Annotated in this window: 24 protein-coding genes; 15 read left to right on the plus strand and 9 right to left on the minus strand. The window is 69.6% G+C overall.

Annotated features, from left to right (window positions below; translation table 11 throughout):
* Positions 1-8: 8 nt before the first annotated feature.
* Entirely contained in the window at positions 9-1,016 is a 1,008-nt protein-coding gene (locus tag AB3X08_RS01835; protein WP_369935843.1) for an ABC transporter ATP-binding protein, read from the minus strand.
* Positions 1,017-1,155: 139 nt separating this feature from the next.
* Between AB3X08_RS01835 and AB3X08_RS01840 the strand changes: the two genes are divergently transcribed.
* From AB3X08_RS01840 to AB3X08_RS01865, 6 genes are all read left to right on the plus strand, one after another.
* Positions 1,156-1,866, plus strand: coding sequence for an FAD-binding oxidoreductase (locus AB3X08_RS01840; RefSeq protein ID WP_369938383.1), 711 nt, complete (start codon positions 1,156-1,158; stop codon positions 1,864-1,866).
* Positions 1,867-2,202: 336 nt separating this feature from the next.
* Complete coding sequence (locus tag AB3X08_RS01845) at positions 2,203-2,781, plus strand: hypothetical protein (RefSeq protein WP_369935844.1); 579 nt, start codon at positions 2,203-2,205, stop codon at positions 2,779-2,781.
* Entirely contained in the window at positions 2,778-2,978 is a 201-nt protein-coding gene (locus AB3X08_RS01850; protein WP_003472309.1) for a helix-turn-helix transcriptional regulator, read from the plus strand. Before AB3X08_RS01845 ends, AB3X08_RS01850 begins: the two co-directional genes overlap by 4 nt.
* Positions 2,979-3,060: 82 nt before the next feature.
* Positions 3,061-4,578, plus strand: a complete 1,518-nt coding sequence (locus tag AB3X08_RS01855) for an alpha/beta hydrolase (RefSeq protein WP_369935846.1) — start codon at positions 3,061-3,063, stop codon at positions 4,576-4,578.
* A gap of 31 nt (positions 4,579-4,609) precedes the next feature.
* The gene (locus tag AB3X08_RS01860) at positions 4,610-5,356 is read left to right on the plus strand and encodes an ATP-binding cassette domain-containing protein (protein WP_369935848.1); all 747 of its coding nucleotides are present in this window, start codon (positions 4,610-4,612) and stop codon (positions 5,354-5,356) included.
* Positions 5,353-6,534 (plus strand): ABC transporter permease, encoded by a 1,182-nt coding sequence (locus AB3X08_RS01865; RefSeq protein ID WP_369935850.1) that lies wholly within the window; start codon positions 5,353-5,355, stop codon positions 6,532-6,534. The genes AB3X08_RS01860 and AB3X08_RS01865 overlap by 4 nt, the downstream gene beginning before the upstream one ends.
* 200 nt (positions 6,535-6,734) lie before the next feature.
* Here the strand turns inward: AB3X08_RS01865 and AB3X08_RS01870 are convergent, their stop codons facing one another.
* Positions 6,735-7,292: a transposase gene (locus AB3X08_RS01870; protein WP_369934171.1), complete on the minus strand. Its 558-nt coding sequence runs from the start codon at positions 7,290-7,292 to the stop codon at positions 6,735-6,737.
* On the minus strand, positions 7,196-7,636 hold the full coding sequence (locus AB3X08_RS01875; RefSeq protein ID WP_369935852.1) for an IS110 family transposase: 441 nt from the start codon (positions 7,634-7,636) through the stop codon (positions 7,196-7,198). Before AB3X08_RS01875 ends, AB3X08_RS01870 begins: the two co-directional genes overlap by 97 nt.
* Positions 7,637-8,204: 568 nt before the next feature.
* Between AB3X08_RS01875 and AB3X08_RS01880 the strand changes: the two genes are divergently transcribed.
* The gene (locus tag AB3X08_RS01880; protein WP_369935853.1) at positions 8,205-9,140 is read left to right on the plus strand and encodes a CPBP family intramembrane glutamic endopeptidase; all 936 of its coding nucleotides are present in this window, start codon (positions 8,205-8,207) and stop codon (positions 9,138-9,140) included.
* A 102-nt stretch (positions 9,141-9,242) separates the two neighbouring features.
* On the opposite strand, the gene AB3X08_RS01885 is transcribed toward AB3X08_RS01880, so the two are convergent.
* Both AB3X08_RS01885 and AB3X08_RS01890 read right to left on the minus strand, forming a co-directional pair.
* Positions 9,243-10,253: an energy transducer TonB gene (locus tag AB3X08_RS01885; protein WP_369935855.1), complete on the minus strand. Its 1,011-nt coding sequence runs from the start codon at positions 10,251-10,253 to the stop codon at positions 9,243-9,245.
* A gap of 177 nt (positions 10,254-10,430) precedes the next feature.
* Positions 10,431-11,039, minus strand: a complete 609-nt coding sequence (locus AB3X08_RS01890) for a TIGR00645 family protein (protein WP_369935856.1) — start codon at positions 11,037-11,039, stop codon at positions 10,431-10,433.
* Between the two features lie 110 nt (positions 11,040-11,149).
* Here AB3X08_RS01890 and AB3X08_RS01895 point away from each other — a divergent pair, with 110 nt between their 5' ends.
* From AB3X08_RS01895 to AB3X08_RS01910, 4 genes are all read left to right on the plus strand, one after another.
* Positions 11,150-11,839, plus strand: coding sequence for a glutathione binding-like protein (locus AB3X08_RS01895; RefSeq protein WP_369935858.1), 690 nt, complete (start codon positions 11,150-11,152; stop codon positions 11,837-11,839).
* 75 nt (positions 11,840-11,914) lie between these two features.
* Positions 11,915-14,146: a S9 family peptidase gene (locus tag AB3X08_RS01900; protein WP_369935860.1), complete on the plus strand. Its 2,232-nt coding sequence runs from the start codon at positions 11,915-11,917 to the stop codon at positions 14,144-14,146.
* A gap of 38 nt (positions 14,147-14,184) precedes the next feature.
* Entirely contained in the window at positions 14,185-14,778 is a 594-nt protein-coding gene (locus tag AB3X08_RS01905; RefSeq protein ID WP_369938385.1) for a cytochrome c oxidase assembly factor Coa1 family protein, read from the plus strand.
* Between the two features lie 325 nt (positions 14,779-15,103).
* Positions 15,104-16,897: a DUF885 domain-containing protein gene (locus AB3X08_RS01910; protein ID WP_369935861.1), complete on the plus strand. Its 1,794-nt coding sequence runs from the start codon at positions 15,104-15,106 to the stop codon at positions 16,895-16,897.
* A gap of 226 nt (positions 16,898-17,123) precedes the next feature.
* Here the strand turns inward: AB3X08_RS01910 and AB3X08_RS01915 are convergent, their stop codons facing one another.
* Positions 17,124-17,591: a hypothetical protein gene (locus AB3X08_RS01915; protein WP_369935862.1), complete on the minus strand. Its 468-nt coding sequence runs from the start codon at positions 17,589-17,591 to the stop codon at positions 17,124-17,126.
* A gap of 177 nt (positions 17,592-17,768) precedes the next feature.
* Between AB3X08_RS01915 and AB3X08_RS01920 the strand changes: the two genes are divergently transcribed.
* Together AB3X08_RS01920 and hemB are read left to right on the plus strand one after the other, a co-directional pair.
* Positions 17,769-18,017 (plus strand): hypothetical protein, encoded by a 249-nt coding sequence (locus tag AB3X08_RS01920; RefSeq protein ID WP_369935863.1) that lies wholly within the window; start codon positions 17,769-17,771, stop codon positions 18,015-18,017.
* Between the two features lie 207 nt (positions 18,018-18,224).
* Positions 18,225-19,217 (plus strand): porphobilinogen synthase, encoded by a 993-nt coding sequence (gene hemB / locus AB3X08_RS01925; RefSeq protein WP_369935865.1) that lies wholly within the window; start codon positions 18,225-18,227, stop codon positions 19,215-19,217.
* A gap of 144 nt (positions 19,218-19,361) precedes the next feature.
* Here the strand turns inward: hemB and AB3X08_RS01930 are convergent, their stop codons facing one another.
* A complete protein-coding gene (locus AB3X08_RS01930) occupies positions 19,362-20,372 on the minus strand; it encodes an NAD-dependent epimerase/dehydratase family protein (protein ID WP_369935866.1) in 1,011 nt (336 codons plus the stop codon).
* 95 nt (positions 20,373-20,467) lie between these two features.
* On the opposite strand from AB3X08_RS01930, the gene AB3X08_RS01935 reads away from it, so the two are divergent.
* Positions 20,468-21,355 (plus strand): LysR family transcriptional regulator, encoded by an 888-nt coding sequence (locus tag AB3X08_RS01935; RefSeq protein WP_369935868.1) that lies wholly within the window; start codon positions 20,468-20,470, stop codon positions 21,353-21,355.
* Positions 21,356-21,538: 183 nt separating this feature from the next.
* Here the strand turns inward: AB3X08_RS01935 and AB3X08_RS01940 are convergent, their stop codons facing one another.
* Positions 21,539-22,291 carry a DNA/RNA non-specific endonuclease gene (locus AB3X08_RS01940; protein WP_369935869.1) on the minus strand — a complete coding sequence of 251 codons (753 nt, stop codon included), beginning with the start codon at positions 22,289-22,291 and terminating at the stop codon, positions 21,539-21,541.
* Positions 22,292-22,487: 196 nt separating this feature from the next.
* On the opposite strand from AB3X08_RS01940, the gene AB3X08_RS01945 reads away from it, so the two are divergent.
* Positions 22,488-24,992 carry a PepSY domain-containing protein gene (locus AB3X08_RS01945; protein WP_369935871.1) on the plus strand — a complete coding sequence of 835 codons (2,505 nt, stop codon included), beginning with the start codon at positions 22,488-22,490 and terminating at the stop codon, positions 24,990-24,992.
* Between the two features lie 249 nt (positions 24,993-25,241).
* On the opposite strand, the gene AB3X08_RS01950 is transcribed toward AB3X08_RS01945, so the two are convergent.
* On the minus strand, positions 25,242-26,141 hold the full coding sequence (locus tag AB3X08_RS01950) for a TolB-like protein (protein WP_369935872.1): 900 nt from the start codon (positions 26,139-26,141) through the stop codon (positions 25,242-25,244).
* Positions 26,142-26,189: the final 48 nt, after the last annotated feature.

The following is a 26,189-nucleotide window of genomic DNA, read 5'->3' on the forward strand; positions in this document are numbered from 1 at the left end:
AATAGGGGTCAGGCGGCGGCGGGCGGCTGCTTCGGCGAGCCCGGGGCCGAGGCCGGGCCGCTTGCGCCGTCCCGGTTGTCTCCGGTGAGGCGCACGAACAGCTCTTCCAGGCGGTTGCTCTTGGTGCGCATCGAGCGCACGCGGATGCCGGCGGCGCCGAGCGCGGCGAACACGCGGTTGAGGTCCATCGCCCGCGGCATGTCCAGGTCCAGGGTGTGCGCGTCCTGCGCGAGCAGGGTGGTGCCCTCGATCGCCGGCAGCTGCGGCGGCAACTCGCCGTCGATGTCGAGCAGGAAGCCTTCCACGTCGAGCTTGGCCAGCAGTTCGCGCATCGGGCCCTGTTCGACGATGCGGCCGCGGTCGATGATCGCCAGGTTGCGGCACAGGCTCTCCGCTTCCTCCAGGTAGTGCGTGGTCAGGATGATGGTGGTGCCGGCGGCGTTGATCTCGCGCAGCACGCGCCACATGTCGCGGCGGATCTCGATGTCCACGCCGGCGGTGGGTTCGTCCAGGATCAGCAGGCGCGGCTGGGTCATCATCGCGCGGGCGATCATCAGCCGCCGCTTCATGCCGCCGGACAGGGTGCGGCTCATCACCTGCGCCTTCTCCCACAGGTGCGCGCGCTTGAGTTCCACTTCGGCCTGGCGCTCGGCCTCCGCGCGCGGCACGCCGTAGAAGCCGGCGTAGTTGACCAGGATGTCGAAAGGCTTCTCGAACAGGTTGAAGTTGATCTCCTGCGGCACCAGGCCGAGCAGGCGCATCGCCGCGCTGCGCTGGGCGGTCAGGTCGGTGCCGAACACCTCGACCTGGCCGGCGCTGAGGTTGACCAGCGAGCTGATGATGCCGATCAAGGTGGACTTGCCGGCGCCGTTGGGGCCGAGCAGGGCGAAGAAATCGCCGGGCAGCACGTCCAGCGACACGCCATGCAGCGCCTGCACGCCGTTGTCGTAGGTCTTGCGCAGCTCGCGCACGCGCAGCGCGGGCACCGGGGAGGAGAGCGGGGAGGCGATATTCAAGGCGGACCCTTTCGCGCCCTGTTGACGGCGCAGGAGAAATGCAGCCGCTATTATAGAAGACCTCGTGGGCTCGGCCCCGGCCATAGACTGTTGCATCCGCGTGCCTGCCCAATTCCCGTTGAAACTGGTCGACCGCCACATGCTGGCCCCGGCCGTCGGCCACTACCGCTTCGTCCGCGACGACGGCCAACCGCTGCCGTTCGTACCCGGCCAGTTCGTGCAGGTGCACTTCCACTACGCCGATGGCATGGCGACCAAGCGCAGCTATTCGCTGGCCACCCGCCACGATCCGGCGCAGCCGGCCGATGCGACGGTCGAGATCGCGGTCAGCTTCGTCGCCGGCGGCGCGGCCACGGCGCTGTTCGAAGGCCTGGAGATCGGCGGCCAGGTCTGCGCCAGCGGTCCGTACGGCCGCTTCTGCCTGAACCAGGGCGACAGCAACCGCCGCTACCTGCTGATCGCCACCGGCACCGGCGTCACCCCGTACCGTTCGATGTTGCCGCTGCTGGAAGCGGCGATGGCCGAGCGCGGCGTGGAAGTGGTGTTGCTGCTCGGCGCGCGCACGCCGGCCGAGCTGCTGTACGGCGACGAGTTCCGCGCCTTCGCCGACGCGCATCCGGGGTTCCGCTTCGTCCCGTGTTTCTCGCGCGAACTGCCGGAGGCGCCGCATGCCGACGTGCGTCACGGCTACGTGCAGCAGTTCCTGGGCGAGTTCGCGCCGCAGGCCGATGGCGATATCGCCTACCTGTGCGGCAATCCGAACATGGTCGATGCCTGCTTCGAGGCGCTGAAAGAGGCGGGTCTGCCGGTGCCGCACATCCGCCGCGAGAAGTACGTCAGCAGCAAGTAGCGATCGCCGTCGGCGCCGGTCTCGTCGGAGCGGCTTCAGCCACGATCGCCTCGCGGGAAGTTCCTGTCGAAGGTGCGTCGCGGGCGAAGCCGCGTGCTCTCGAAGCGGCGAGTGCGCTTCGCGCCCTTACCCTCACCCCAACCCCTCTCCCGGTGGGAGAGGGGCTAGCCGCGTCGGTTTGTCGATGTTTTGGACTCGTCTGTAAAGGACGCTTGACAGGCGTTCCCGCGACGCGCATTCTCCTGTCAAGCGTGCTTGACAGGGGAAAAGTCAGCACGACATGGGGCGCAGCGGAACGGGCGCCGGATCGGGTGGGACTGACATTGGGGGCATGGGATGGTCAACTGCAGGCGCAACGCGATCGCAGTGCTGTGCGTGAGTCTGGCGCTGCTTGCGGCGGCGGCCTCGCTGCCGTTCGGCCGCAGCGACTATCTGCGTGGACTGTGCATGGGCGTCGGTATCGCCGGCCTGTTCATGGCGCTGCTGCTGTGGTGGTCGCGGGGCAGTTTGCGCGACAGCGCGCCGCGGGCGCTGGCGCGACGCTACTACCGCGAGTTCCTGCCGCCGATGGGCGCCTACGTGGTCGTGATGCTGTTCTGGAGGCGCCTACTCGACGATGTCGACGCGCTGTGGCTGCGGACGTTGGTCGCACTGCTGCCGGCCGTACTGCTGGCGCTGGTGATCCGGGCGGTGGCGCGCTTCGTGCGCGACTCCGACGAACTGCAGCGGCGCATCGAGCTGGAGTCCATCGCCATCGCCGCCGGGCTGACCTGCGGCGTCTACATGGCCGCCGGGTTCCTGCAGGCGGCGCAGGTCATCGCGCTGTCGGCCTCGAGCGCGATGCTGTGGGTGTTTCCCGCGCTGTGCATGACCTATGGGGTGGTCAAGGTCGCGAACGCGCGCCGCTACCTATGAACAGCCGCATCCGCGAACTGCGCGAGGCCCGCGGCTGGTCGCAGGGCGAGCTGGGCGAGCGGCTGGGCGTGTCGCGGCAGACCATCAATGCGCTGGAAACCGGCAAGTACGATCCGAGCCTGCCGCTGGCGTTCCGTATTGCGCGGCTGTTCGCGCACAGCATCGAGCAGGTGTTCCTGTTCGACGATTCAGAGTAGTCCTTCCGACCTGCCATCGGTCACCTACGACGCCATGCTCCGGCATGGCATCCTGCAAGCCATGAACTCAAGGATGCGAACCATGCGACACCCATGCAGACCGCTCGCCGTCGTCGCGGCGACCTTGCTGCTCGCCGCCTGCCAAGGCGGACACGGACCGGCACCGCAGAATGCGGGGCGCAGCTACGGCACGCTGCATTTCCATCCGTGCACGTTGACCAGTCCGGTCGCGTCCAACAACGTCGAGGCGCAATGCACGCGCATGCCGCTGCCGGAAAATCCGGCGGTGCCTGGAGGGCGCAGGATCGAGCTCAACATCGCCTGGTTGCCGGTCACCGGACAGGGCGGCACCGACCCGGATCCGGTGTTCTTCCTCGCCGGCGGCCCGGGCCAGGCGGCGACCGAGGTGGCCAGCATCGTCGACATGGCCTTGCGCGAAACGCGCAAGCGCCGCGACGTGTTCCTGATCGACCAGCGCGGCACCGGCCAGTCCAATCCGCTGACCTGCCTGGGCGCGGACGGCAAGGAAATGCAGTTGGCCGATCCTGCGCGCGCGCCCACCGCCAGCGAGTTGCTCGATTACGCGCGGCGTTGCGCGCAGTCGCTGCAGGGCCGCGCCGACCCGCGCTACTACACCACCACCCAGGCCGTCGCCGACCTGGACACCGTGCGCGCCGCGCTCGGCACGGACAAGATCAACCTGATCGGCGGTTCCTACGGCACCCGCGTCGCCCAGCAGTACGCGGCGCGCTATGCGGCGCACACCCGCAGCGTGGTGATCGACGGCGTGGCGCCGAACGACCTGGTGGTCGGCGGCGAATTCGCCACCACCTTCGAAGATGCGATCAAGCTGCAATCGGAGCAGTGCAAGGCCACCCCGGCCTGCGCCAAGCGCTTCCCCACCGACACCCGCGCGCAGCTGCGCACGGTGGTGGAACGGCTGCGGCAGGCGCCGGCGGACGTGGACTACCGCGACCCGGCCAGCGGCGAGAGCAAGCACGACCGGGTGACCGCCGACACCGTCACCAGCCTGGCGTTCTCGTTCTCGTATGCGCCGCAGACCGCGTCGTTGTTGCCGCTGGTGCTGGACGAAGCCGCGCACGAACGCTATGCGCCGCTGATGTCGCTGGCGAAGATGATGGGCAAGCAACTGGACGGGCAGATGAATCGCGGCATGCAGTGGTCGGTGATCTGCGCCGAGGATGCCGACCGTTACCACCCGCCTGCCGCCGGTGGCGAGACCCTGCTCGGCCCGGAGGTGGCGCAGATGTTCTTCGCCGCCTGTCCGGCATGGCCGACCGGGACGCGTCCGGCCGGTTTCACCGCGCCGTTCAAGTCCGAACTGCCGGTGCTGCTGACCTCCGGCGAGCTGGATCCGGTGACCCCGCCGCGCTACGCCGCGCGCGTGCTGCAGGGCCTGCCCAATGGCCGCCACCTGGTGGTGCGCGGCCAGGGCCACGGCACCATGACCCTGGGCTGCATGCCCAAGCTGCTGAGCCAGTTCTTCGAGAACGCCGATGCCAAGCAGCTCGATGCCACCTGCCTGGACGCGATGAGCGGCGTGCCGGCCTTCACTTCATTCAACGGATGGGAACCATGAGCCGCGCAGCGTTTCGCAGGGGAGAGTGCGCATGATCGTCGCCGACAATCTGCACAAGGCGTTCAAGACCAAGGCCGGCACCGTGCAGGCGGTGCAAGGGGTCAGCTTCGCCGCCGCCGACGGCCAGATCACCGGCCTGCTCGGTCCCAACGGCGCCGGCAAGACCACCACCTTGCGCATGCTGTACACGCTGATGGCGCCCGACCAGGGCCAGGTGCGCGTGGACGGCATCGACGTGGGTGCCGATCCGCTGGCGGTGCGCCGCGCGCTGGGCGTGCTGCCCGACGCGCGCGGCGTGTACAAGCGCCTGACCGCGCGCGAGAACATCGCCTACTTCGGCGAACTGCACGGGCTGTCGGCGGCGCGCATCGCCGAGCGCACGCGGCTGCTGTCGGCGGCGCTGGACATGGACGACATCCTCGACCGCCAGACCGAGGGCTTCAGCCAGGGCCAGCGCACCAAGACCGCGATCGCGCGCGCGCTGGTCCACGATCCGCGCAACGTGATCCTCGACGAACCCACCAACGGCCTGGACGTGATGACCACCCGCGCGATGCGCGGCTTCCTGCGCGGACTGCGCGCCGAAGGGCGTTGCGTGATCTTCTCCAGCCACATCATGCAGGAGGTGGCGGCGCTGTGCGATCGCATCGTCATCGTCGCCAAGGGCACGGTGGTGGCCGCCGGCACGGCCGACGAACTGCGCGCGCTGACCGGCGAAGACAATCTGGAAGACGCCTTCGTCAAGGCGATCGGCAGCGACGAGGGACTACACGCATGAGCCTGTTCCGCACCGTTTTCACCGTGATGCGCAAGGAATTGCGCGACCTCGGGCGCGACCGCCGGACCCTGGCGCTGGCGCTGCTGCTGGGCCCGCTGCTGTACCCGGCGCTGATCCTGGGCATGGGCGCGCTGGCCGAGAGCCGGGTGCGCACGCAGATCGACAAGCCGCTGGACATTCCGGTGATCGGCCGCGAGCGCGCGCCGAACCTGGTCGCGTTCCTCGCCGCGCAAGGGCTCAACGCGGTCGCGCCGCCCAAGGACCTGACCGCGGCGATCCGCAGCCAGGACGTGGACCTGGCGCTGAAGATCGACGAGGACTACGCCAATGCCTGGCGCGAGGGGCGGCCGGCGCTGGTGGAGATCGTCAAGGACAGCACCCGCCGCGATGCCGACATCCCGACCACGCGCGTGCAGACGGCGCTGAGCCTGTACAGCCAGCAGGTCGGTGCGCTGCGGTTGTTGGCGCGCGGCGTCGATGCGCAGGTGGCGCGGCCGCTGGACATGGCCATCCAGGACCTGGCCACGGCCGAGGCCAAGCGCGGCGTGCTGCTGGCGATGCTGCTGCCGGTCCTGCTGAGCATCACCTCGTTCATCGGCGGCGCCTACCTGATCCTCGACGCCACCGCCGGCGAACGCGAGCGGCAATCGCTGGAGCCGCTGCTGGCCACACCGGCCTCGCGCGGCGCCATCGTCAGCGGCAAGATCGCCGCCGCCTGCGTGGTCGGGCTGGCCTCGCTGCTGCTGACGTTGCTTGCGTTCAAGCTCAGCGCGCAGGTCGCCAGCGGCGTCGGCCGCCAGCTCAACGTCAGCTTCGTGGCGATGTTGCAGATGCTGTTCGTGCTGCTGCCTATGCTGTTCATCGGCACCTCGCTGCTGACCCTGCTGGCCGCGGCGGCCAAGAGCATGAAGGAAGCGCAGAGCCACATGACCTGGCTGATGCTGCTGCCGATGCTGCCCGGCTATGCGTTGATGGTGTATCCGCTGAAGACCACGTTGTGGCAGTTCGCGGTGCCGTTCCTGGCGCAGAACCAGATGCTGCTGAAGATCATCCGCCGCGAACCGATCGACCTGCAGATCTGGGCGGTGTACCTGGCCGCCGGGTTCGGCCTGGCGGCGGTGCTGTGGCTGGCCGCGGTGCGCCGCTACCGGCAGGAGCGCCTGGCGATCTCCGGGTAGGGCAGGCGCGGGGCCGGGCGCGATGACAGCGGGTCCGGCGGCCGCGCCGGGACGGTCGCCGCGGGGCGGCCTAAGGGCACGTCTAATAACTCCATTCCGGAAGCTGCCCGCTGCGCGAGGCGATGGCGTGTTCCTTTTTTCTGTCGCGGCTGAAGCCGCTCCTACAAGCACGGCGCGCATGTGTAGGAGCAACTGTCTTCTCACCCGGTTGCCTCTTGCCATGGTGTGCGATCACGCGCCATGGCGTTGAGGCGGATCAGCAGCACGCGCATGCACGCGGTGATGGCCACCTTGGCGGGCTTGCCGCGTGCCCGTAGCTGGTGATAGCGCTCCTTGAAGGAGGCTTGGGTGCGCACGCCGCTCCAACAGGCCATGTAGAGCACCCGTCGGATCGGGGCCCGCCCGCCGCGGATGCGGCGTTTGCCACGGTGCTTGCCGCTGTCCACGTTGTAGGGCGCCACGCCGACCAGAGCCGCGATCTGGCGGCGGTCCAGGGTGCCCAACTCGGGCAGGTAGGCGATCAGGCTGGCCGTGGTGACCTCGCCGATGCCAGGGACCGCGCTCAGCGAGCGCGCCAGTGCATCGTCGAGCTGGTGCTGCACCTGCTTGATCGCCTGGTTCATCCGCTGGAGACGGCGACGCAAGTCGCCGATCTGTTGGATCAGACACTCACGCACGACGGCCAGGGTCGCCTGATGCAACCGACGGCGCTCGTCGTCGCGCTGCTGGACCAGTTGTTCGCGGCGCTGGACCAGCATGCGCAGTTGCTCGCGCAGGGATCGGAAGGCGGCGCGGGCGCTTGCACCAGCTGGGCCATGCGCGCGAGCAAGGCCGCATCCAGCGGATCGGTCTTGGCAATGGTGCCCAAGGCCGTGGCGAACGCGCGCGCGCGGCGCGGATTGATCCGGGTCACCGGGAAGCCTGCCGTGGCCAGGGCGTTCATGACCGCTCGTTCGTAGCCGCCGGTGGCCTCCAGCAGCACGTTGCCGACGCACTGCCCGGCAAGCTGGTCACACAGGCGCTGGTGGCCCTGGGCGGTATTGGGAAAGGACAGCAACTGGTTCAGGGGAAGCACGTGAACGGCCAAGGTGTCCTTGGCCACATCCAGACCAATCCAAAGAGGCATAAGCGTTAGGTAGACTGAGGGGCAGGAGAGAGCTGCCTCGTGGCTGCCCACGCTTGTGAAGTTCGAGCGAGCGCTCGTTCAACTGTTCGGGCTAGGCAACGAGGTCGATGTGCGGCCGCCCTGGCTCCTACACGTGCTCGAACACTGCGGCCTGTCGGCGTGCCGCACATCGCTCTCCACTCAAACTGTAGACCAACTTCCAGACACAAGCGGCTTCAGCCGCGACAGGAGGACGAAGTGGCCGTGATGCCAAGGCGTCCATGAAAAACGCGGCCGCAACGCCACCGCGTCTATCGCCAGTGTGCCTTTGCCACTCCATGGCATCTCGAACGTCTCGATGCCGGAACCTGCGGGCTGGGCGTATCGGTGTCTTGCAAGTACATCGACATGCTTTGGGGGTTATTAGAAGTGCCCCTAAGTCGCCGCCCGCCGTCTTGCGCGCAATGCGCTAGCCTTCGCTGCCGACGTCGCCGCTGATCGGAGCAAGATGGGCAGCGCCGTCCCCCGCCGTTTCATCCATGCACCAGCTCCGATCAAGGACCCTATGCGCTCCGATCCGCTTCCTCGCCACGCCAGCGCATCCGCCGCGACCGTCGCGTTCCGCACACGCCTGATCGAACTCGGCGAATGCCGCATCCTGCACTCCGGACGGCTGCGCTGGCTCAGGGCGATCGCCTGGATGATCGTGCTGTTCCTGCTGGTGGTCGTCTCGTCCGAATCGGCGGCGCAGCTTCTGCGTGCCTGGTGGCCGGGGACGACGCCGGGTCCGATGCAATTGGCGCCGCATCTTGCGTCGGTCGTGGTCGCCCTGTGTCTCTACGCGCTGGCGGTGCGCCTGGGCGAAGACCGCCGGCCTTCCGAGATCGCGATGCGGCCGATGCTGCCGCAGCTGGCGGTCGGCCTGCCGCTGGGTGCGGCGATGTTCGCCGCGGTCATGGGCATCATGGTGGCGTGCGACCTCTACACGATCCGCTTCGCGGGTCCGGCCCCGGCGTGGAGCGCGGTCGGCAAGGCCTTGCAGGCGGGCGTGGTCGAAGAGCTGATGCTGCGCGCCATCGTGCTGCGTCTGTTGTGGAGGGCGTTCGGTCCCTGGGTGGCGTTCGCCGCATCCGCCGCGCTGTTCGGCTTCGCCCACATCGGCAATCCGAACGCGACGGTGTTCGCCGCCGTCTGCATCGCGTTGGAGGCCGGGATCATGCTCGGCGCCTTCTATGTCCTGACCGGACGCATCTGGATGTCGATCGGCGTGCATGCCGCCTGGAACTTCACCCAGGGCTATGCGTTCGGCGCGGCCGTCTCCGGTACCGCGATGGGCCCTGCGATCGCGCACAGCAGCGCACGCGCCGGCGCCCCGGAATGGTTGACCGGTGGCGCGTTCGGGCCGGAGGCCTCGTTGCCGGGGGTGCTGGTCTGCGCCGTGGTCGGCGCCGTGGTGACGTGGCGCGCCTGGCGCGCAGGCCGCTTCTCCAGCGGCCGTTGACGGCGACGCCGTCGCGGACGATCCGGCGACGGCACGGCACCTGCGGCGCGGCGGCAAGCGCCCGGCTCGCGCCGGGTGGTGCTGCCGCGGCCGACGCGCAGATCAGCCGCCGGGGTTGAACGCCAAGGTGCGCCGCGTCGTCACCGGCGCGCTGACCGGTTCGAAGCGCCAGCGCTTGGTCGCGTTCAGCGCCTCGCGGTCGAACACCCGTGCCGGAGTGGCGCGCAGGACGCGGGCGTTGGTGACCGAGCCGTCGGTGCCGACGGTGATCTCCACCAGCACTTCGCCGGCGGTGCCCGAGCGCAGCGCTTCGGGCGGGTAGCGCGGTGCCGGGGTGCTGATCGCGCGCAGCGATTGGGTGCTGGCTGCGGCGGCGGCCGGCGGGGGCGTGGCCGCCGGCTGCGCCGCTGCCGGGGTCGGGGCCGGTGTCGGCGCGCTGCGCGTCGCGGCGGCCTGGCGCTCGGCTTCCTGGCGTGCGCTCTCGCGGCGCGCGGCTTCCTGTTGCGCGGCGATCTGCTGCGCGGCCTGCGCCTCGCTGGCCTGCTGCTGCGCCTGCTTCTGCTGCTCGGCCAACAGCTTGGTCTTCTGTTCGGCCTCCTTCTTGACCTTGTCGGTCTCTTCCTGGCTGCGCTGGGCCGCGGCCTGCATGCCGTTGCTCACGCCCAGCTTCAGCCGCGGCAAGGCCGGCGCCTGGCTGTCGATCTTCTCGATCAGCGCGACCAGCCGCTGCGCTTCCGGGAAGTCCTCGCGGTTGATGCTCTGCTCGGCGGCGATCAGCGTGTACGGCATCAGGTCGGTCAGCGCGCTCTTGACCCCGGCGTCGTCCGGCTGCTTGTCGCGCAACGCCAGGTAGTACTCGACCGCGTTGTTGCCGGCCGGCGCGTACATGCGGTTCTCGCGCAGCGCCTGGCTGGCCGATGCGTGCAGCTGCTCGGTGCCCATCGACTGCACCTTGGCCGAGACCGCCGGCGCGGCCGGCGCGGTGGCCGCGGGCTTGGCCGCCGGCGCAGCGCCCGGCGCGGCGTCTTCCTGCTTGGAGCAGGCGGCCAGCGCGGCCAGCAGCAGTACCGGCGCCATGCGGCGCGCCTTCGCGAATGTCGTTACCTGCAACATGCTTCCCCCTAATCCCCGGTGATGGCCATGAATACGCAGCGGTGGTTCTCCCGCGCAGCCGGTCCGGCTCCCCCGTCCCTGCCAGCGCACCCCACCTGCCAATCTAGCATCCGCTCCCGCTGCGTGCTTGACGCCGCGTGGCGGCGGCCGCAAAAGCGTGAGCGCGTGCACGCGCGGTCAGTGCGCCGGTTTCGCCGGCGCGGCCATCAACCGGTCGGTCCAGGCGATGCCGATCGCCGACAGGATGAAGATGCCGTGGATGATGGTCTGCCACAGCACGCCGGTGGGCGTCAGCGTCGCGCAACTCTTCAGGTCCACCGTGCCCACGGCGCTGGCCAGCTGGTCCGGCGAGCACATCGGCATGCCGCCGAGCGCGCCGACCGCGATGAAGGTCTTGAGCAGGTGGATCGAGGAGATGCCGATGATCGACAGCGCCAGTTTCACCTTGAGCACGCTGGCGTTGACGTGGCTCAGCCACTCCGGCTGGTCCGGATGGCCCTCCAGGCCCAGCCGCGAGACGAAGGTCTCGTAGCCGCCGACGATCACCATCACCAGCAGGTTGGAGATCATCACCACGTCGATCAGGCCGAGCACGATCAGCATGATCTGCTGCTCGCCCAGGCTCGGCGCTTCGTGGATCAGGTGCCACAGCTCCTTGCCGAACAGGAACACGTACACGCCCTGGGCCACGATCAGGCCCAGGTACAGCGGCAGCTGCAGCCAGCGCGAGGCGAAGATCAGGCTGGACAGCGGATTCAGGCGGGGCGTCGGGCGCGGAGGGCTCATGGCGTGGGATCGAATGCTGCGTTGCAGGAAGGCGCAGGGTACTGGCCCGCCGTGATGCTGCCAAGCGCGCGGCGCGGCTACACTGGACGCCCCGTTTCCGGACCGCCGCCATGATCGATCTGTACTACTGGCCCACGCCCAATGGCCACAAGGTCACGTTGTTGCTCGAGGAAGCCGGCCTGGACTACACCATCAAACCGGTCAATATCGGCGCCGGCGAGCAGTTCGCGCCGGAGTTCCTGGCGATCTCGCCGAACAACAAGATGCCGGCGATCGTGGACCATGCGCCGGCCGACGGCGGCGCGCCGCAGAGCGTGTTCGAGTCCGGCGCGATCCTGCTGTACCTGGCCGAGAAGACCGGGCGCTTCCTGCCGGCCGATCCGCGCGGGCGCATCGTCGCGCTGGAGTGGCTGTTCTGGCAGATGGCCGGGCTCGGCCCGATGACCGGGCAGATGGGCCATTTCAATGTCTATGCGCCGGAGAAGATCGGCTACGCGATCGACCGCTACAACGCCGAGGTGCGGCGCCTGCACGGCGTGCTCGACAAGCGCCTGGCGCACAGCGAATACCTGGCCGGCGCCGAGTACGGCATCGCCGACATGGCCAGCTATCCGTGGATCGAGGTGTACAACGGGCTCACCCCCGACTACGCCGCGTTCCCGCACCTCAAGCGCTGGCACGAAGCGATCGGCGCACGCCCGGCCACGCAGCGCGCCTATGCGCTGAAGCAGCAGGTCAACCCCAACGCCGGCAAGCCGCTCAGCGACGCCGAACGCAAGCACCTGTTCGGCAAGCGCTGAGCGGTCCGCGTCGCGCTTCTCAACCCGCCGGTACGCGCGCATCCTTGCGCGCTCAGTGCCATGCCAGGAACCTTCATGCGCTCCGTGTTCGCCGCTCTCGCCCTCATGCTCGCCACGCCCCTCGTTCCCGCGCACGCCGAAAAACTGACCCTGGAAGCCATCACCGGCAGCAAGCCGCTGTCGGGGCCCACCTTGATGAAGCCGCAGGTCGCGCCCGACGGTTCGCGGGTGACCTTCCTGCGCGGCAAGGACAGCGACCGCAACCAGCTGGACCTGTGGGAATACGACATCGCCAGCGGCCAGACCCGTTTGCTGGTGGACTCGAAGGTGGTGCTGCCCGGCACCGAGACGCTGAGCGACGAGGAGAAGGCGCGGCGCGAGCGCCAGCGCATTTCCGCCTATGCCGGCATCGTCGATTACCAGTGGGCGCCGGACGCGCAGGCGCTGCTGTTCCCGCTCGGCGGCGAACTGTATCTGTACGACCTGCGCAAGACCGGCAGCGCGGCGGTGCGCAAGCTGACCGATGGCGAGGGCTTCGCCACCGACCCGAAGATCTCGCCCAAGGGCGGCTACGTCAGCTTCGTGCGTGCGCGCAACCTGTGGGTGATCGACCTGGCCAGCGGACAGCAGCATCAGCTGACCCGCGACGGTAGCGACACCATCGGCAACGGCGTGGCCGAGTTCGTCGCCGACGAGGAAATGGACCGCCACACCGGCTACTGGTGGGCGCCGGACGATTCGGCGATCGCCTTCGCGCGCATCGACGAATCCGGCGTGCCGGTGCAGAAGCGCCCGGAGGTGTATGCCGACCACACCGAGGTGATCGAGCAGCGCTATCCGCAGGCCGGGCAGCCCAACGTCAGGATCCAGCTGGGCACGATCGCGCCGCGCGCCGGCGCGCAGCCGCAGTGGATCGACCTGGGCAGGAACCCGGACATCTACCTGGCGCGGGTGGACTGGCGCGATGCGCAGCGGCTGACCTTCCAGCGCCAGTCGCGCGACCAGAAAAAACTCGAACTGATCGAGACGACCCTGGCCGGCGGCAAGCAGCGCGTGCTGGTCACCGAGACCAGCAAGACCTGGGTGCCGCTCAACCACGACCTTCGTTTCCTCAAGGACGGGCGCTTCATCTGGGGCTCGGAGCGCAGCGGCTACGAACACCTTTACCTGGCCTCGGAAGACGGTCGCAAACTGGCTCCGCTGACCCAGGGCGAGTGGATCGTGGACGCGCTGCTGGCGGTGGACGAGGGCGCCGGCAAGGTCTACTTCTCCGCGACCAAGGAGTCGCCGACCCAGACCCAGCTCTACGCCGTGCCGCTGGCCGGCGGCGCGATCGAGAAACTGTCCAGGCCCAACGGCACCCACGCGGCCAGCTTCGCCAAGAACGCCAGCGTCTACGTCGACAGCTGGTCCAACACCACCACCCCGCCGCAGATCGAGTTGTTCCGCGCCAATGGCAAAAAGATCGCCACGTTGCTGGTCAACGATCTGTCCGATCCGCAGCATCCCTATGCCCGCTACCGCGACGCGCAGCGGCCGCTCGAGTTCGGCACCCTGACCGCGGCCGACGGCAAGACGCCGCTGCACTACCGGCTGACCAAGCCGGCCGGCTTCGATCCGGCCAAGCGCTATCCGGTGGTGGTCTACGTCTACGGCGGCCCCGCCGCGCAGACCGTGCTCGACGGCTGGCCGGCGCGCGGCGACGCGCTGTTCGACCAGTACCTGGCCCAGCACGGCTACGTCGTGTTCTCGGTCGACAACCGCGGCACGCCGCGCCGCGGCCGCGACTTCGGCGGTGCGCTGTACCAGCGCCAGGGCACGGTGGAAGTGGACGACCAACTGCGCGGCGTGGCCTGGCTGAAGGCGCAGCCGTGGGTGGATGCCGCGCGCATCGGCGTGTACGGCTGGTCCAACGGCGGCTACATGACCCTGATGCTGCTGGCCAAGCACAGCGAAGCCTATGCCTGCGGCGTGGCCGGCGCGCCGGTGACCGATTGGGGGCTGTACGACAGCCACTACACCGAGCGCTACATGAACCTGCCCGCGGCCAATCCGGACGGCTATCGCGACGGTCGCGTGGCCGCGCATCTGGATGGGCTGACTTCGCCGCTGCTGCTGATCCACGGCATGGCCGACGACAACGTGCTGTTCACCAATTCCACCGCGCTGATGAGCGAGTTGCAAAAACGCGGCAAGCTGTTCGAGCTGATGACCTATCCCGGCGCCAAGCACGGCCTGTCCGGCAGCAATGCGCTGCACCGCTACCGCACCACCGAAGCGTTTCTGGCGCGTTGCCTGAAGCCCTGATCGACCCCACACCGTCTTTCGCCGAAAAGGAGTTCCGCATGTCTACGCCGCTGCCGCCGCCGCTTCCCGGTTTGCCCCCGCCCGACCCGGCCGCCGCGCCGCCGGCCGTGATGCGCAAGGGCTGGTGGGCGCGCCACTGGAAATGGGCGGTGCCGCTAGTGGCGCTGCTGCTCGGTGCGATGCTGCTGGCCTCGATCGCCGTGTTCGTGTTGGGCATCGCACGCGTCACTAAGTCGTCCGAGCCGTACCGGATCGGGGTAGCCGGAGCGAAGGTCGATCAGCGGGTCGTCGCCGCGCTCGGTGAGCCGATCGAGGACGGCATCATGCCCAGCGGCAGCATTTCCACCAGCAATGGCACCGGCAGCGCCAATCTCAGCGTGTCGCTGCACGGCTCGCGCGGCAACGGCACCTTGTACATCGAGGCCGAGCGCCATGCCGGCGAATGGCAGTACACGACGCTGAAAGTGCTGCCCGATGCAGGCGAGGCGATCTCGTTGCTCGACGGTGTCGCGCCGGACAACGAGGATGTCGGCGAAACCGATGCCGAGTCCGATCCCGACGCGGATGCCGCCAGCGACGTGCAGGCCGACGGGGATCCCTCTGCGCCGGTCGCGGCGGATAGCACGCAGTAAGCCGGTAGGCGGCCACGGCGCGAGCCGCCTGGTCAGATCCGTCGAGGGCGCTGCGTTGCGTGGCCAGGATGGATGGCGCGCATCGCACTGTCGCCGTCCTGCCGTCCTGCCGTCCTGCCGTCCTGCCGACCGCAGATCGCAGATCGCGCGGCCGGGTATACGCGTCGTGCGCCTGCGGCGGCCGTCGCGCGCTTCGGTCGCGGCCCTGGCCGCTCCCGTTTCGCGAGCGATCGCCGGCCACGCGCCACGGCCATGACCTCCGGCAGCTTGCCGGTTGCGCGCGCGCCGCGTACGGTCGCCGCATCGTCCCGCTGGAGATCCACCGATGAAGCCACTCGTCCTCGCCATCGCGCTGGCCCTGGTCGCGCCACTGCCTGTCCTCGCGCAGGCCGCGCCGGCTGCCGCCTCGGCCAAGACCGCCGGCCCGGCCTGGGTGCAGCGCAGCAACGATTTCGCGCAGATCCTGCTGCAGGCGCAGGCGCCGTTCCAACCGGAGGAAGTGAGCTTCTTCGGCGTGCCAGGGTATGACGACAAGGTCGCCGACCTGGGGCCGGACAATGCCCGCCGTTATCGCGATGCGATCGGCAAGGCCCGGCGCGCGCTGCAGGAGAAGCTGGAGGTCGAGCGCGATCCCAACGTGCGCCAGGACCTGGCGATCATGATCCATGCCGCCGACCAGGCGGTCGAAGGCAGCGCGTTGAACGAACGCCTGCTGCTGCCCTGGCAGGATGCGCCGCAGATGGTATTCGGCGGACTCAACAATCTGCTGTCCGAACAGGTGCCGGCGGCGCGCCGGGCCAAGGCGCTGGACCGGTTGCAGCGCTACGTCGGCCTGGCGCCCGGCAGCACCTCTTCGCTGCTGCTGGCGCGCCAGCGCTACGAGGAAAAGCTGGCCGACGGCGCGCTGCTGCCGCCGACCCGGCGCGAGGTCGAGCAGGCCTTGAGCAACGTGGATACCTATGCCAAGGGCATCCGCGAACTGTTCGCGACCTACAAGATCGACGGCGCCGACCCGGCGCTGGCGGCGATGGACAAGCAGTTCAAGGACTACGCCGCATGGACGCGCAAGGTGGTGCTGCCGAAGGCGCGCGAGGACGCGCGCCTGCCGCCGGAACTGTATGCCTTCCAGCTCAAGCAGGTCGGCATCGACATCGCGCCGCAACTGTTGATGCAGCGCGCGCAGCTGGAATTCATGGAGACCCGCGCGGCCATGCAGCAATTGGCGCCGCTGGTGGCCAAGGCCAAGGGCCTGAAGGTCGACAATCCCAGCGACTACCGTGCGGTGATCCGCGCGCTCAAGCGCGACACCATCGCCAACGATCAGTTGGAAACCCATTACCGCGACGTCATCGCGCAGATCGATCCGATCATCCGCCAGCAGCGCATCGTCGATGTGCCGCAGCGGCCGATGCAGATGCGGCTGGGTTCGGCGGCCGAGAGCGCGGCGCAGCCGGCGCCGCATTTCCGTCCGGCGCCGCTGGTCGGCAATACCGGCGAGCAGGGCACCTTCGTGCTGCCGCTGGGCAACCCGGACACCACCGGCAAGGGCGAGCACTACGACGACTTCAACTTCGGCTCGGCGGCGTGGACGCTGAGCGCGCACGAGGGCCGGCCCGGCCACGAACTGCAGTTCACCGCGATGGTCGAGCGCGGCGTGTCGCTGGCGCGCAGCATGTTCGCGTTCAATTCGGTCAACGTCGAGGGCTGGGCGCTGTATGCCGAGGCCGAAATGGTGCCGTACGAGCCGCTGGACGGGCAGCTGATCGCGCTGCAGTTCCGCCTGCTGCGCGCCGCGCGCGCCATGCTCGACCCGATGCTCAATCTGGGCCTGACCGACCGCGAACGCGCGCGCCTGGTGCTGGAGAACGACGTCGGCCTGTCGCCGGCGATGGCGCGGCAGGAACTGGACCGCTACATGATGCGCGCGCCCGGCCAGGCCGGCAGCTACTTCTATGGCTACAGCCGCATCATGGAACTGCGCATGCGCACGGAACTGGCGTTGGGCACGAAGTTCGACCGGCTCAAGTTCAACAACTTCCTGCTCGACCAGGGCCTGCTGCCGCCGGATCAGCTGGCGACCGCGGTGGACGAAGTTTTCCTGCCGGCGCAGCGGAAGTGATGGGGCCGTAGCGACGTCGCGCCGCTGCGGCGGTTACGCAGTCGGCTTACCAAGGGGATCTCAGGCGCTGGTCTTCCGCGCCTAGGGGCGCTTCCTTCACCCTGGGGACGGTAAAACCGGACGCTTGAGTTGGGAAAGCGAGGGCACGCATCCTCTCCCGGCCGGCCGATCGTCGGGCGACCGGCGCCTGAAGGGCGGATCCGGCCGGGTGCATCCCTTCAAGGCCTCAGCGCTCCTGCTGCGGCGACGCTTGTTGCGGCGGCGGCGCTGCCGGCACCTGCGCCCCCGGCGGCACCCAGATCGCCATGCCGGCGGCGCGTTTCTGCGTGGTCGGAATGCCGATGCCCAGGCCGCCGCCGACGTGGCCGCCGTAGCTGCCTGCGCCCACCGACACGCCGCCGCCCGAGCGCTGCGAGGCCACGCCCATCAACACCACGCCGTTGGCGCCGAGCTTGGCGGCGTCGCGCTTGAGCCGCGCCATCGCCGCATCGGTCTGGCCCTGGGTGCCGAAGCCGGCGGCGCTGGAGGATTCGAGCTGGGCGATGTCGACCGCGCCGAGCGGCGGGGTCGAATAGATCTGCACCAAGGCCGGGTCGATCGGCGGACGCGGCGCGCCGACCATCACCTTGGAGGAACTGGCGCAGCCGGCCAGCGCGCACAGCAGCGCCAGCGGCAACAGCGGTCGGACATTCATGGCATCACCCCCGGGAATCGGTACACGACGCGATGATAGGCCCCCCCGGTGAACCGCGGCGCACCCGCCATCGCCGCCACCGTGGCATGCCCGCCGTGAGTCCCGTGCCAAGAGTTGGCTTGCGCCGCCAGGGGCGCGCGCTATGGTGCGCACTGGCCATCAGCGAAGGGCAGCGGCATGGGCTTGATCAGTCTGTTGTGGGGCATCGTGGCGTTGCTGTGGATGATCCTGGCCTTCATCCCGCTGCTGGGCTGGGGCAACTGGTTCGTGATCCCGTTCGCCGCGGTCGGCGCGATCATCGCCGCGATCGGCCTGCTGTTCACGTCGGCCCCGAACCGCGGCCGCGCCAAGACCGGGCTGATCCTCAACGGCCTGGTGATCGTGGTCGGGGTGATTCGGCTGAGCCTGGGCGGCGGGCTGATCTGAGCGCGGCGCTGCGCAGCCGCCGGGCGTGGCGGCATGCTGTGTTGCAGCGGCCGGCGCCCAGCTGCGGCCGGCAGGGGTAAAATTCGGCACTGACGGCCGCCGCGTGGCGGCCGCTCCCGTTCGCGCCGGTGCGTGCGGCGCGGTCCGGGTCGCCGGCTGCCGCCGCCGGATCGTGCGCTGCCCGATCCGTCCTAGCAGGAGCCTGACGTGGCCCACCCCCATTACCGCCCCCGGCGCATGCGTCGCGACGACTTCTCGCGCCGGCTGATGCGCGAGCACACCCTGACCGCCGACGACCTGATCTGGCCGGTGTTCGTGCATGAACTGCCCGGCCGCGCGCCGATCACCTCGATGCCGGGCGTGGAGCGGCTGTCGATCGACGCGCTGTTGCAGGAAGCCGAAACCGCGCTGGAACTCGGCATCCCGGTGATCGACCTGTTCCCGGTGATCGACCCGTCCGGCAAGAGCCTGGACGCGGCCGAGGCCTGGAACGAGGACGGCCTGGCGCAGCGCGCAGTGCGCGCGTTGAAGGCGCGCTTCCCCGAACTGGGGGTGATGACCGACGTGGCGCTGGATCCGTACACCACCCATGGCCAGGACGGCATCATCGACGCGCGCGGCTATGTGCTCAACGACATCACTGTCGACGCGTTGGTCAAGCAGTCGCTGTCGCATGCGCAGGCCGGCGTGGACATCGTTTCGCCCTCGGACATGATGGACGGCCGGATCGGCGCGATCCGCCGCGCGCTGGATGCCGACGAGCATCTGCATGTGCGCATCATGGCCTATTCGGCCAAGTACGCCTCGGCGTTCTATGGCCCGTTCCGCGACGCGGTCGGCAGCGCCGGCAACCTCGGCAAGGCCGACAAGAGCACCTACCAGATGGACCCGGCCAATGGCGACGAAGCCCTGCGCGAGATCGCGCTGGACCTGGAGGAAGGCGCCGACATGGTCATGGTCAAGCCCGGCATGCCGTACCTGGACGTGGTGCGGCGGGTGAAGGACGAATTCCGCGTGCCGACCTTCGCCTACCAGGTCAGCGGCGAGTACGCGATGCTCAAGGCCGCCTTCGCCAACGGTTGGCTGGACGAGCGCAAGTGCGTGCTGGAATCGCTGATGGCGTTCAAGCGCGCCGGCGCCGACGGCGTGCTGACCTATTTCGCGCCGCAGGTGGCGCGCTGGCTGCGCGAGTCGCGCTGAGGCGGGAGCGGACATGCGATTTCGCCTGTTGTAGGAGCGGCTTCAGCCGCGACATGTCCTCTCCGGAGGGTGTCTGTCGCGGCTGAAGCCGCTCCCACAAGGGCATGATGCGCCGAGAAGAACAGACGGGCATAGGCGCCGCATTTACGCGGACGACGGTGTGGATGGATGCGCCATTGCCATCGCCGCCGGCAGGCAACCCAAGCCGCGCAGCGTCGCCTCGACCGCCTCGTCCAGCGGCGTGTGCGGTTCTTCGCCGAGCGTGCGCAGCAGGCGCGCGTTGCGCATGCGCAGCGGATGGCGCCACAGCGGGCGCATCTCGCGCAATTCGCGCGCCAGCGGCCAGAAGGGCGCGGCCAGGGTCATCAGCCACCACGGGAAGCGGCGGGTCCGCGGCGGCGCCATGCCGTGGCGTTGCAGCACGCGTGCGATCGCGGCGGCCATTTGCGTGCCGTCGGCGTCCCAGTGTCCGTCCATGTGCAGCCGCGCGAACGCCGGAAGCGTGGCGCGCTGCTGCAACAGGCGCAGCATGGTCCGCGCCACATCGGGAACGTACGCCCATTGATGGCCGACGCCGGGATCGCCCGGCAGCGCCACGCTGGCGGGCGGCTGCCCCGGTTTCACCAGGCCCTGCGCGAACCAGCTGTTGCCCACGCGCGGGCCGAAGAAGTCGCCGGCGCGCACCACGATGACCCGCGCGCCGTGCGCGGTGGCGGCCTGCAGGCGCCGCTCCAGCTCGACCCTAATCGCGCCCTTGCGCGTGGCCGGGCGCTGCGCGGCGTCTTCGTCCGGCGCCGGGTAGGCATCCGGGCCGTAGTTGTAGACCGTGCCCGGCAGCACGATGGTCGCGCCTTCGGCGCAGGCCGCGGCGATGGTGTTGTCGATCATCGGCAGCACCAGTTCGGCCCAGCGCCGGTAGCCGGGGGGATTGACCGCGTGCACGATCGCCGCGCAGCCGCGCGCGGCCTGCAGCACGTCGTCGCGGTGCATCGCGTCGCCGCGCAGCCAGTGGATGCCGTCGCGGGTTTCGCTGGCGGACGCGAGGCCGCGCTGCAGGGCGCGCACCTGCCAGCCGGCGTCGCGGAGCTGGCGCGCCAGTTCGCCGCCGATGCCGCCGGTGGCGCCCAGGACCAGGGCGGTGGAGGTCGTTGTCATGCGGATGCTCCGTTGCGGGGAAGATGCGCTCAGTGTGGTCGCCGCCCTCGTGCAAAGGAATTGGCGAACATCGGCCATCCGCTATACATTTATGTATGGACAACACAATCGGTTGGGAGCTGTATCGGTCCTTCCTCGCGGTGCTGGAGGAGGGCTCGCTGTCGGCGGCGGCGCGCGCGCTGGATCTGACCCAGCCCACGGTGGGCCGGCATGTGGCGGCGCTGGAGAAGGCGCTGGCGGTGCCGTTGTTCGTGCGCTCGCAGAGCGGATTGCTGCCGACCGATGCGGCCCTGGCGCTGCGCGGCCATGCCCAGGCCATGGGCAGCATCGCCGCCTCGCTGCAGCGCGCGGCCGGCCGCCACGGCGAGGCGGTGCAGGGCACGGTGCGGATCTCCGCCAGCGAGGTGATCGGCGCGGAAGTGCTGCCGCCGGTATTGGCCCGCCTGCGTCGCGCGCATCCGCAGTTGCGGCTCGAACTGGTGCTGAGCAACCGCGTACAGGACCTGCTGCACCGCGAGGCCGATGTGGCGGTGCGCATGACCCGGCCGCAACAGGATCTTCTGATCGCCCGCCGCATCGGCGAGGTCGCGCTTGGTCTCTACGCGCATCCGGACTACCTGGCCCGGAGCGGCACGCCGCAGCACCTGGACGAACTCGCGCAGCACGCATTGGTCGGCTTCGACACGGAGACGCCGTTCCTGCGAGCCGCAGGCAAGGCGCTGCCGCTGTGGCAGCGCGAGACGTTCGCGTTGCGTGCCGACAGCGACCTGGCGCAGCTGGCCTTGATCCGCGCCGGCTGCGGGATCGGCTTCTGTCAGACCGCCCTGGCCCGGCGCACGCCGCGCCTGCTGCCGGTATTGCCGCAACAGGTGCGCGTGGGCCTGGACACCTGGATCACCATGCACCAGGACCTGCGCGGCAGTGCGGCCTGCAGCGCCGTGTTCGCGGCGCTGGTGGAAGCGATGACCGTGCACGTGACCTGAAGCGACGTGCACGGCGATTTGCTGGTGATTCGATCGGCGAGCGGCCCGTCTACGAAAACGCGGCCTGCTCGCGAGTGCATCTGCGGACCACTTTCGCAACTCCACGTGCACCTGCGGAATCGCCCCCGTCTCAGCAGGCACCATAGCCACCAATCCCCAATCCCGAATCCCCAATCCCCGCTTTCAAGGCAACGTCAACGCGATCGCCGTGGACTTCATCGCCGCGGAGATCGACGGGAACGGATCGACGCTGGCCATGGTGATCACGTCGTCGATCGACACCACATCGCAGTTGATGCTGTCGTCGTTCACGCACAGATACGCGGCCGCGCCCACGCCCGGTTCGTACACGGCCTTCCACACGTATTCGGGCACTTCCACCTTGTCGGTGCCGATGGTCGTCGCCTTGTCGTCGAAGGCCGGGCCGGTCACCACATAGATCTCGCCGCGCTGCTTGGCCAGCTGCCGCACCTGCTCTTCGATGCGCGCCCATTCGCCGGTGTTGAGCTTGTGGTCCTGCGGCACCACGTTGGCCATCGAGAACGTCTCCTTCTCCGAGCTTTCCGTGGAGGCGTCGCCGGCCGGGGTCATGTGGCCGCGGTCGAAACCGGTGTTGGTGTAGTCCGAGCTCTTGGAGCGGTCGGCGGCGGGAATGGCGGTTTCCTCATGGAACGAACCGACCCGGCCGATCGCTTCGGCACCGGCGACCTGCTGGTCGGTCAGGTGCTCGGCCGAGTACAGCGGGCCCTTGGTCACGCCGGAGGCCAGAATCGCGTATTCGGTGTGGCAGACCTCGGTGGTGCGGGCGGTCAGCGAGGCATCGACGCTCGGTGGTTTGCCGCCGGCGTACAGCGTGGCGCAACTGGTGGCGGCCATCGCCGTTTGGGCGCTGAACAACGCAAGCAGGACCAGACAACCGCGCAGGGAGAAGGACATCGCGTACCTCGCTAGCCAAGGGGGAGTGAAGAAACTGGCGAGGGGCGATGTCGCTACGGTGACGGTTGGATGTGCCGCGCATGGCAAATGCGCGCGTGGTCACGCTTGGCGGTAGACGCCGCAGCCCGGCCCAACGCGGATTCGATAAGCGTTCTCATTTACAATGCGCGACCGCCTTTCGAATGTGCCCCGTGTCGTGACCAAGAAGGTGTTGTTCCAGCTGCACTGGCTGTTCGGCATCAGCGCCGGGCTGGTGCTGTCGGTGATGGGCCTGAGCGGGGCCACGCTGGCGTTCGAGGACGAGATCGTGCGCTGGGCCAACCCGCCGCTGGCCGAGGTGGCCGCGCGCCATGCGGCCGGCGAGTCGCCGCTGCCGCTGGCCGAGCTGGCGCGGCGCCTGGATCTGGGCGGCACGCACCGCACCACGCGCATGTTGATCGACCCCACCGGCACGCGTCCGTCCAACCTGCGCCTGGCCGGGCGCGACGGCGGACGCCTGTATTTCGATCCCTACACCGGCCACACGCTGCCGGAGCCGAGGCTGAGCGGCTTCTTCGCATTCGTCGAGGACCTGCATCGGCGCCTGGCCGCCGGCGAACGCGGCAAGGCGGTCACCGGTGCCTGCGCGATCGCGCTGATTTTTTTCTGCCTGTCCGGGCTGTACCTGCGCTGGCCGCGGCAGTGGTGGAGCTGGCGCGCGTGGTGGGTGGTGGAATGGAAGCGGCAGGGCCGCAGTTTCCTGTGGAGCCTGCATTCGGTGATCGGCACCTGGTGCCTGGCGATCTACCTGTCGATCGCGCTGACCGGACTGTATTGGTCCTACGACTGGTACCGGCAGGGGCTGGTGGCGCTGCTCGGCGGCGAGCGCGCGGACACCGAGGGCGGCGGCCGTGGCGGCAAGCCGCCGGCGGTGGACTATGCGCGGTTGCAGGCCACGCTGGATGCGCTGCCGGAGGTGCGCCGCGCCTATCTGGATCTGCGCCTGCCCGGCCGCCCCGGGCAGCCGCTGACCGCGCGCTATCTGGCTGCCGATCCGGTGCACAGCCGGGCCTTCGATGGCCTGGAGATCGATCCGCGCAGCGGCCGTATCCTGCGCCGGCTGGACTATCGGCAGCAGCCGCTGGGGCGGCAGTTGCTGAGCAGCGTGTTCGCTCTGCATACCGGCAGCTTCTTCGGCCTGGCCGGGCGCGTGGTGGTGATGCTGGCGAGCCTGTGCATGTCCCTGTTCTTCGTCACCGGCTGGCTGTTGTATCTGGACCGGCGGCGCAAGAAGCGTGCGTTGCACGCGGCGCGACGCGACTTGGTCCTGCCCGCGCGCGAGGCCGCCGAGCCTTGGCTGGTGGGCTTCGCCAGCCAGAGCGGATTCGCCGAACGCCTGGCCTGGCAGGCCGCCGGGCAGCTGCAGGCGGCCGGCATGCCGGTGCAGGTGCAGTCATTGGCGCAGCTGGATGCGGCGCAGTTGCGCAGCGCGCGGCGTGCGCTGTTCGTGGTCAGCACCTTCGGCGATGGCGAGGCGCCGGATCCGGCGCGCGCCTTCGAGAAGAAGGTGCTGCGCCAGGCGCAGGCCCTGCCCGAGCTCGGCTATGCGCTGCTGGCGCTGGGCGATCGCCAATACGCGCGTTTCTGCGGGTTTTCGCGGCGGCTGGAGCAATGGCTGACGGCGCAGGGCGCGCAGGCGCTGTTCCCGGCGGTGGAGGTGGACAACGCCGATCCGCAGGCGCTGGCGCACTGGCAGCGGCAGCTGTCCGCGGTCACCGGCGTGGCGGAAGCGGCGCCGCCGTTGCAGGCGCCGCCGGCGCTGGAGTGGCGCCTGGCCGGACGTACGTTGCTCAATCCCGGCAGTGCCGGCGCGCCGGTGTGGCGCATCGATCTGGCGCTGCCGGCACAGGCGCAGTGGCAGGCGGGCGACATCCTGGAAGTGCAGCCGTGTCATGCCGCCGATGCGGTGCGCGCCTGGCTGGCCGCGCATGGCCTGGCCGCGGACACGCCGCTGCGCGCCGGTGGCGCGTCGCTGCCGTTGCAGGCGGCGCTGGCCGATCGCGAACTGGCGCCGCCTGGAAATGCGCACGATCTGCAGGCCTGGTTCGATGCGCTGCCGCAGCTGCCGCTGCGCGAATATTCGATCGCCTCGGTGCCGGCCGACGGCCTGCTGCAGCTGGTGGTGCGCCTGACCCGGCGCGACGACGGCAGCGCCGGCCTGGGCTCGGGCTGGTTGTGCCTGCATGCGCCGCTGGGCAGCGCGGTGCAGGCGCGGGTGCGCGCCAATCCCGGTTTCCGCCGGCATGGCGATGCGCCGTTGCTGCTGATCGGCAACGGCACCGGCATCGCCGGCCTGCGCAGCCTGCTGCGCGAAGCCGAGCAGGCCGGTGTGCACGGGCATTGGCTGCTGTTCGGCGAACGCAATGCCGCGCACGACGCGCTGTTCGGCGCGGAATTGCGGGCATGGCAGGACAGCGGTCACCTGCAGCGGCTGGATCTCGTGTTCTCGCGCGACCAGCCCGGCAAGGTCTACGTGCAGGACCGCCTGCGCGACGCCGCCGAGCAGGTGCGCGCCTGGCTCGCCCGTGGCGCCACGCTGCACGTCTGCGGCAGCCTGGACAGCATGGCCCGCGGCGTGGATGCGGCCTTGCGCGAGATCCTGGGCGAGGAGGCGTTGGATGCGCTCAGCGCGGAGGGGCGGTATCGGCGCGACGTGTATTGAGGGCTGAGGCGGGTGCAGCGATTCGGGAGGGTGTTCGGCGCTGGATCGAAGTCGCTGCGGTGGTCTCCGTCGCTGTGCCTGTCGCGGCTGAAGCCGCTCCTACAAAGGCGGCAGGCGCGCCGCGCTTTTTGTAGGAGCGGCTTCAGCCGCGACCCACTGCATCGGCGATCCATCGCGATGGCGCGCGGAAACGCAGATGCAGCAACCGGCCTGCAGCACGCCCACGTATCGCCAGCGGAGCCTGCGCCCTCAGCGCGCGCCCGCACACTCGTTGCTGCCGATCGCAGCCGGGGCCTTCATCCGGTACACGTCGCGCTTGCCCGCCTTGGGCGCGCGCGCACTGCCGATCAGCAACAGTTCGCTCGGCTTGGAGGCATCCAGTACCGCGCCGCGGGTGTCGCTGTCGGCACTGTTGAACGACAGCGCCAGCGGCTGCGGCTGCACGTAGTGCCCACCGGCGCACTGCGCGAGCAACAGCCGCGCGCCTTGCGGCTTGCGTGCCCGTGCGAACACCAGCGCGCGGCCATCGCCCAGCCAAGCGGCATCGGTTTCGTCGTCGGCGCTGTTGATGCCGTACAGCGCCTGCAGTTGGCCGAAGACCTGGCCTTGCAGGCGCGCCACGAACAGGTCCATGCCGCCGGCACCGCCGTGGCCGTCGCTGGCGAACAGCAGCCGGGTGCCGTCCGTCGACAGGGTCGGCGCGCGCTCGTCGCCGCGCGAGTTGACCGCCGCGCCCAGGTTCTGCGGCGGGCCGTAGCGGCCGTCGGCCAGCACCGGCGCGCGGTACAGGTCGCTGCCGCCGTTGCCGCCGGCGCGGTCGGAGGCGAAGTACAGCCAGTGGCCATCGGCGCTGAAGAACGGGTCGTTGTCGGCGGCAGGCGAGTTCAGCGGCACCGGCAACGGCTGCGGCTCGACCCAGCGCCCGTCGCGCAGCGTGGCCTGCCACAGGTCGCCGCCGCCGGGCCCGCCGGCGCGGTCGGGGCTGGCCCAGACGATGCGCCGCCCGTCGGCGGAAACGCTGGCACGGGTCTCGTCGGCCTGGGTCGAGACCACGCCCATGCCCTCGATACCGAACTCGGAAAGCGCGAACGCCGACGGCGCGCAGAGTAAACTCGCGGCCAGCGCGAGCGGCAGAGCGGGGGTCCGCATGTCGGATTCCTTCGGATGTCGCGACCAGTCTAAAACAACCAACGAGCG

The organism is Xanthomonas sp. DAR 34887 (assembly GCF_041245805.1).
In the GTDB taxonomy this organism is placed as follows: Bacteria; Pseudomonadota; Gammaproteobacteria; order Xanthomonadales; family Xanthomonadaceae; genus Xanthomonas_A; species Xanthomonas_A tesorieronis.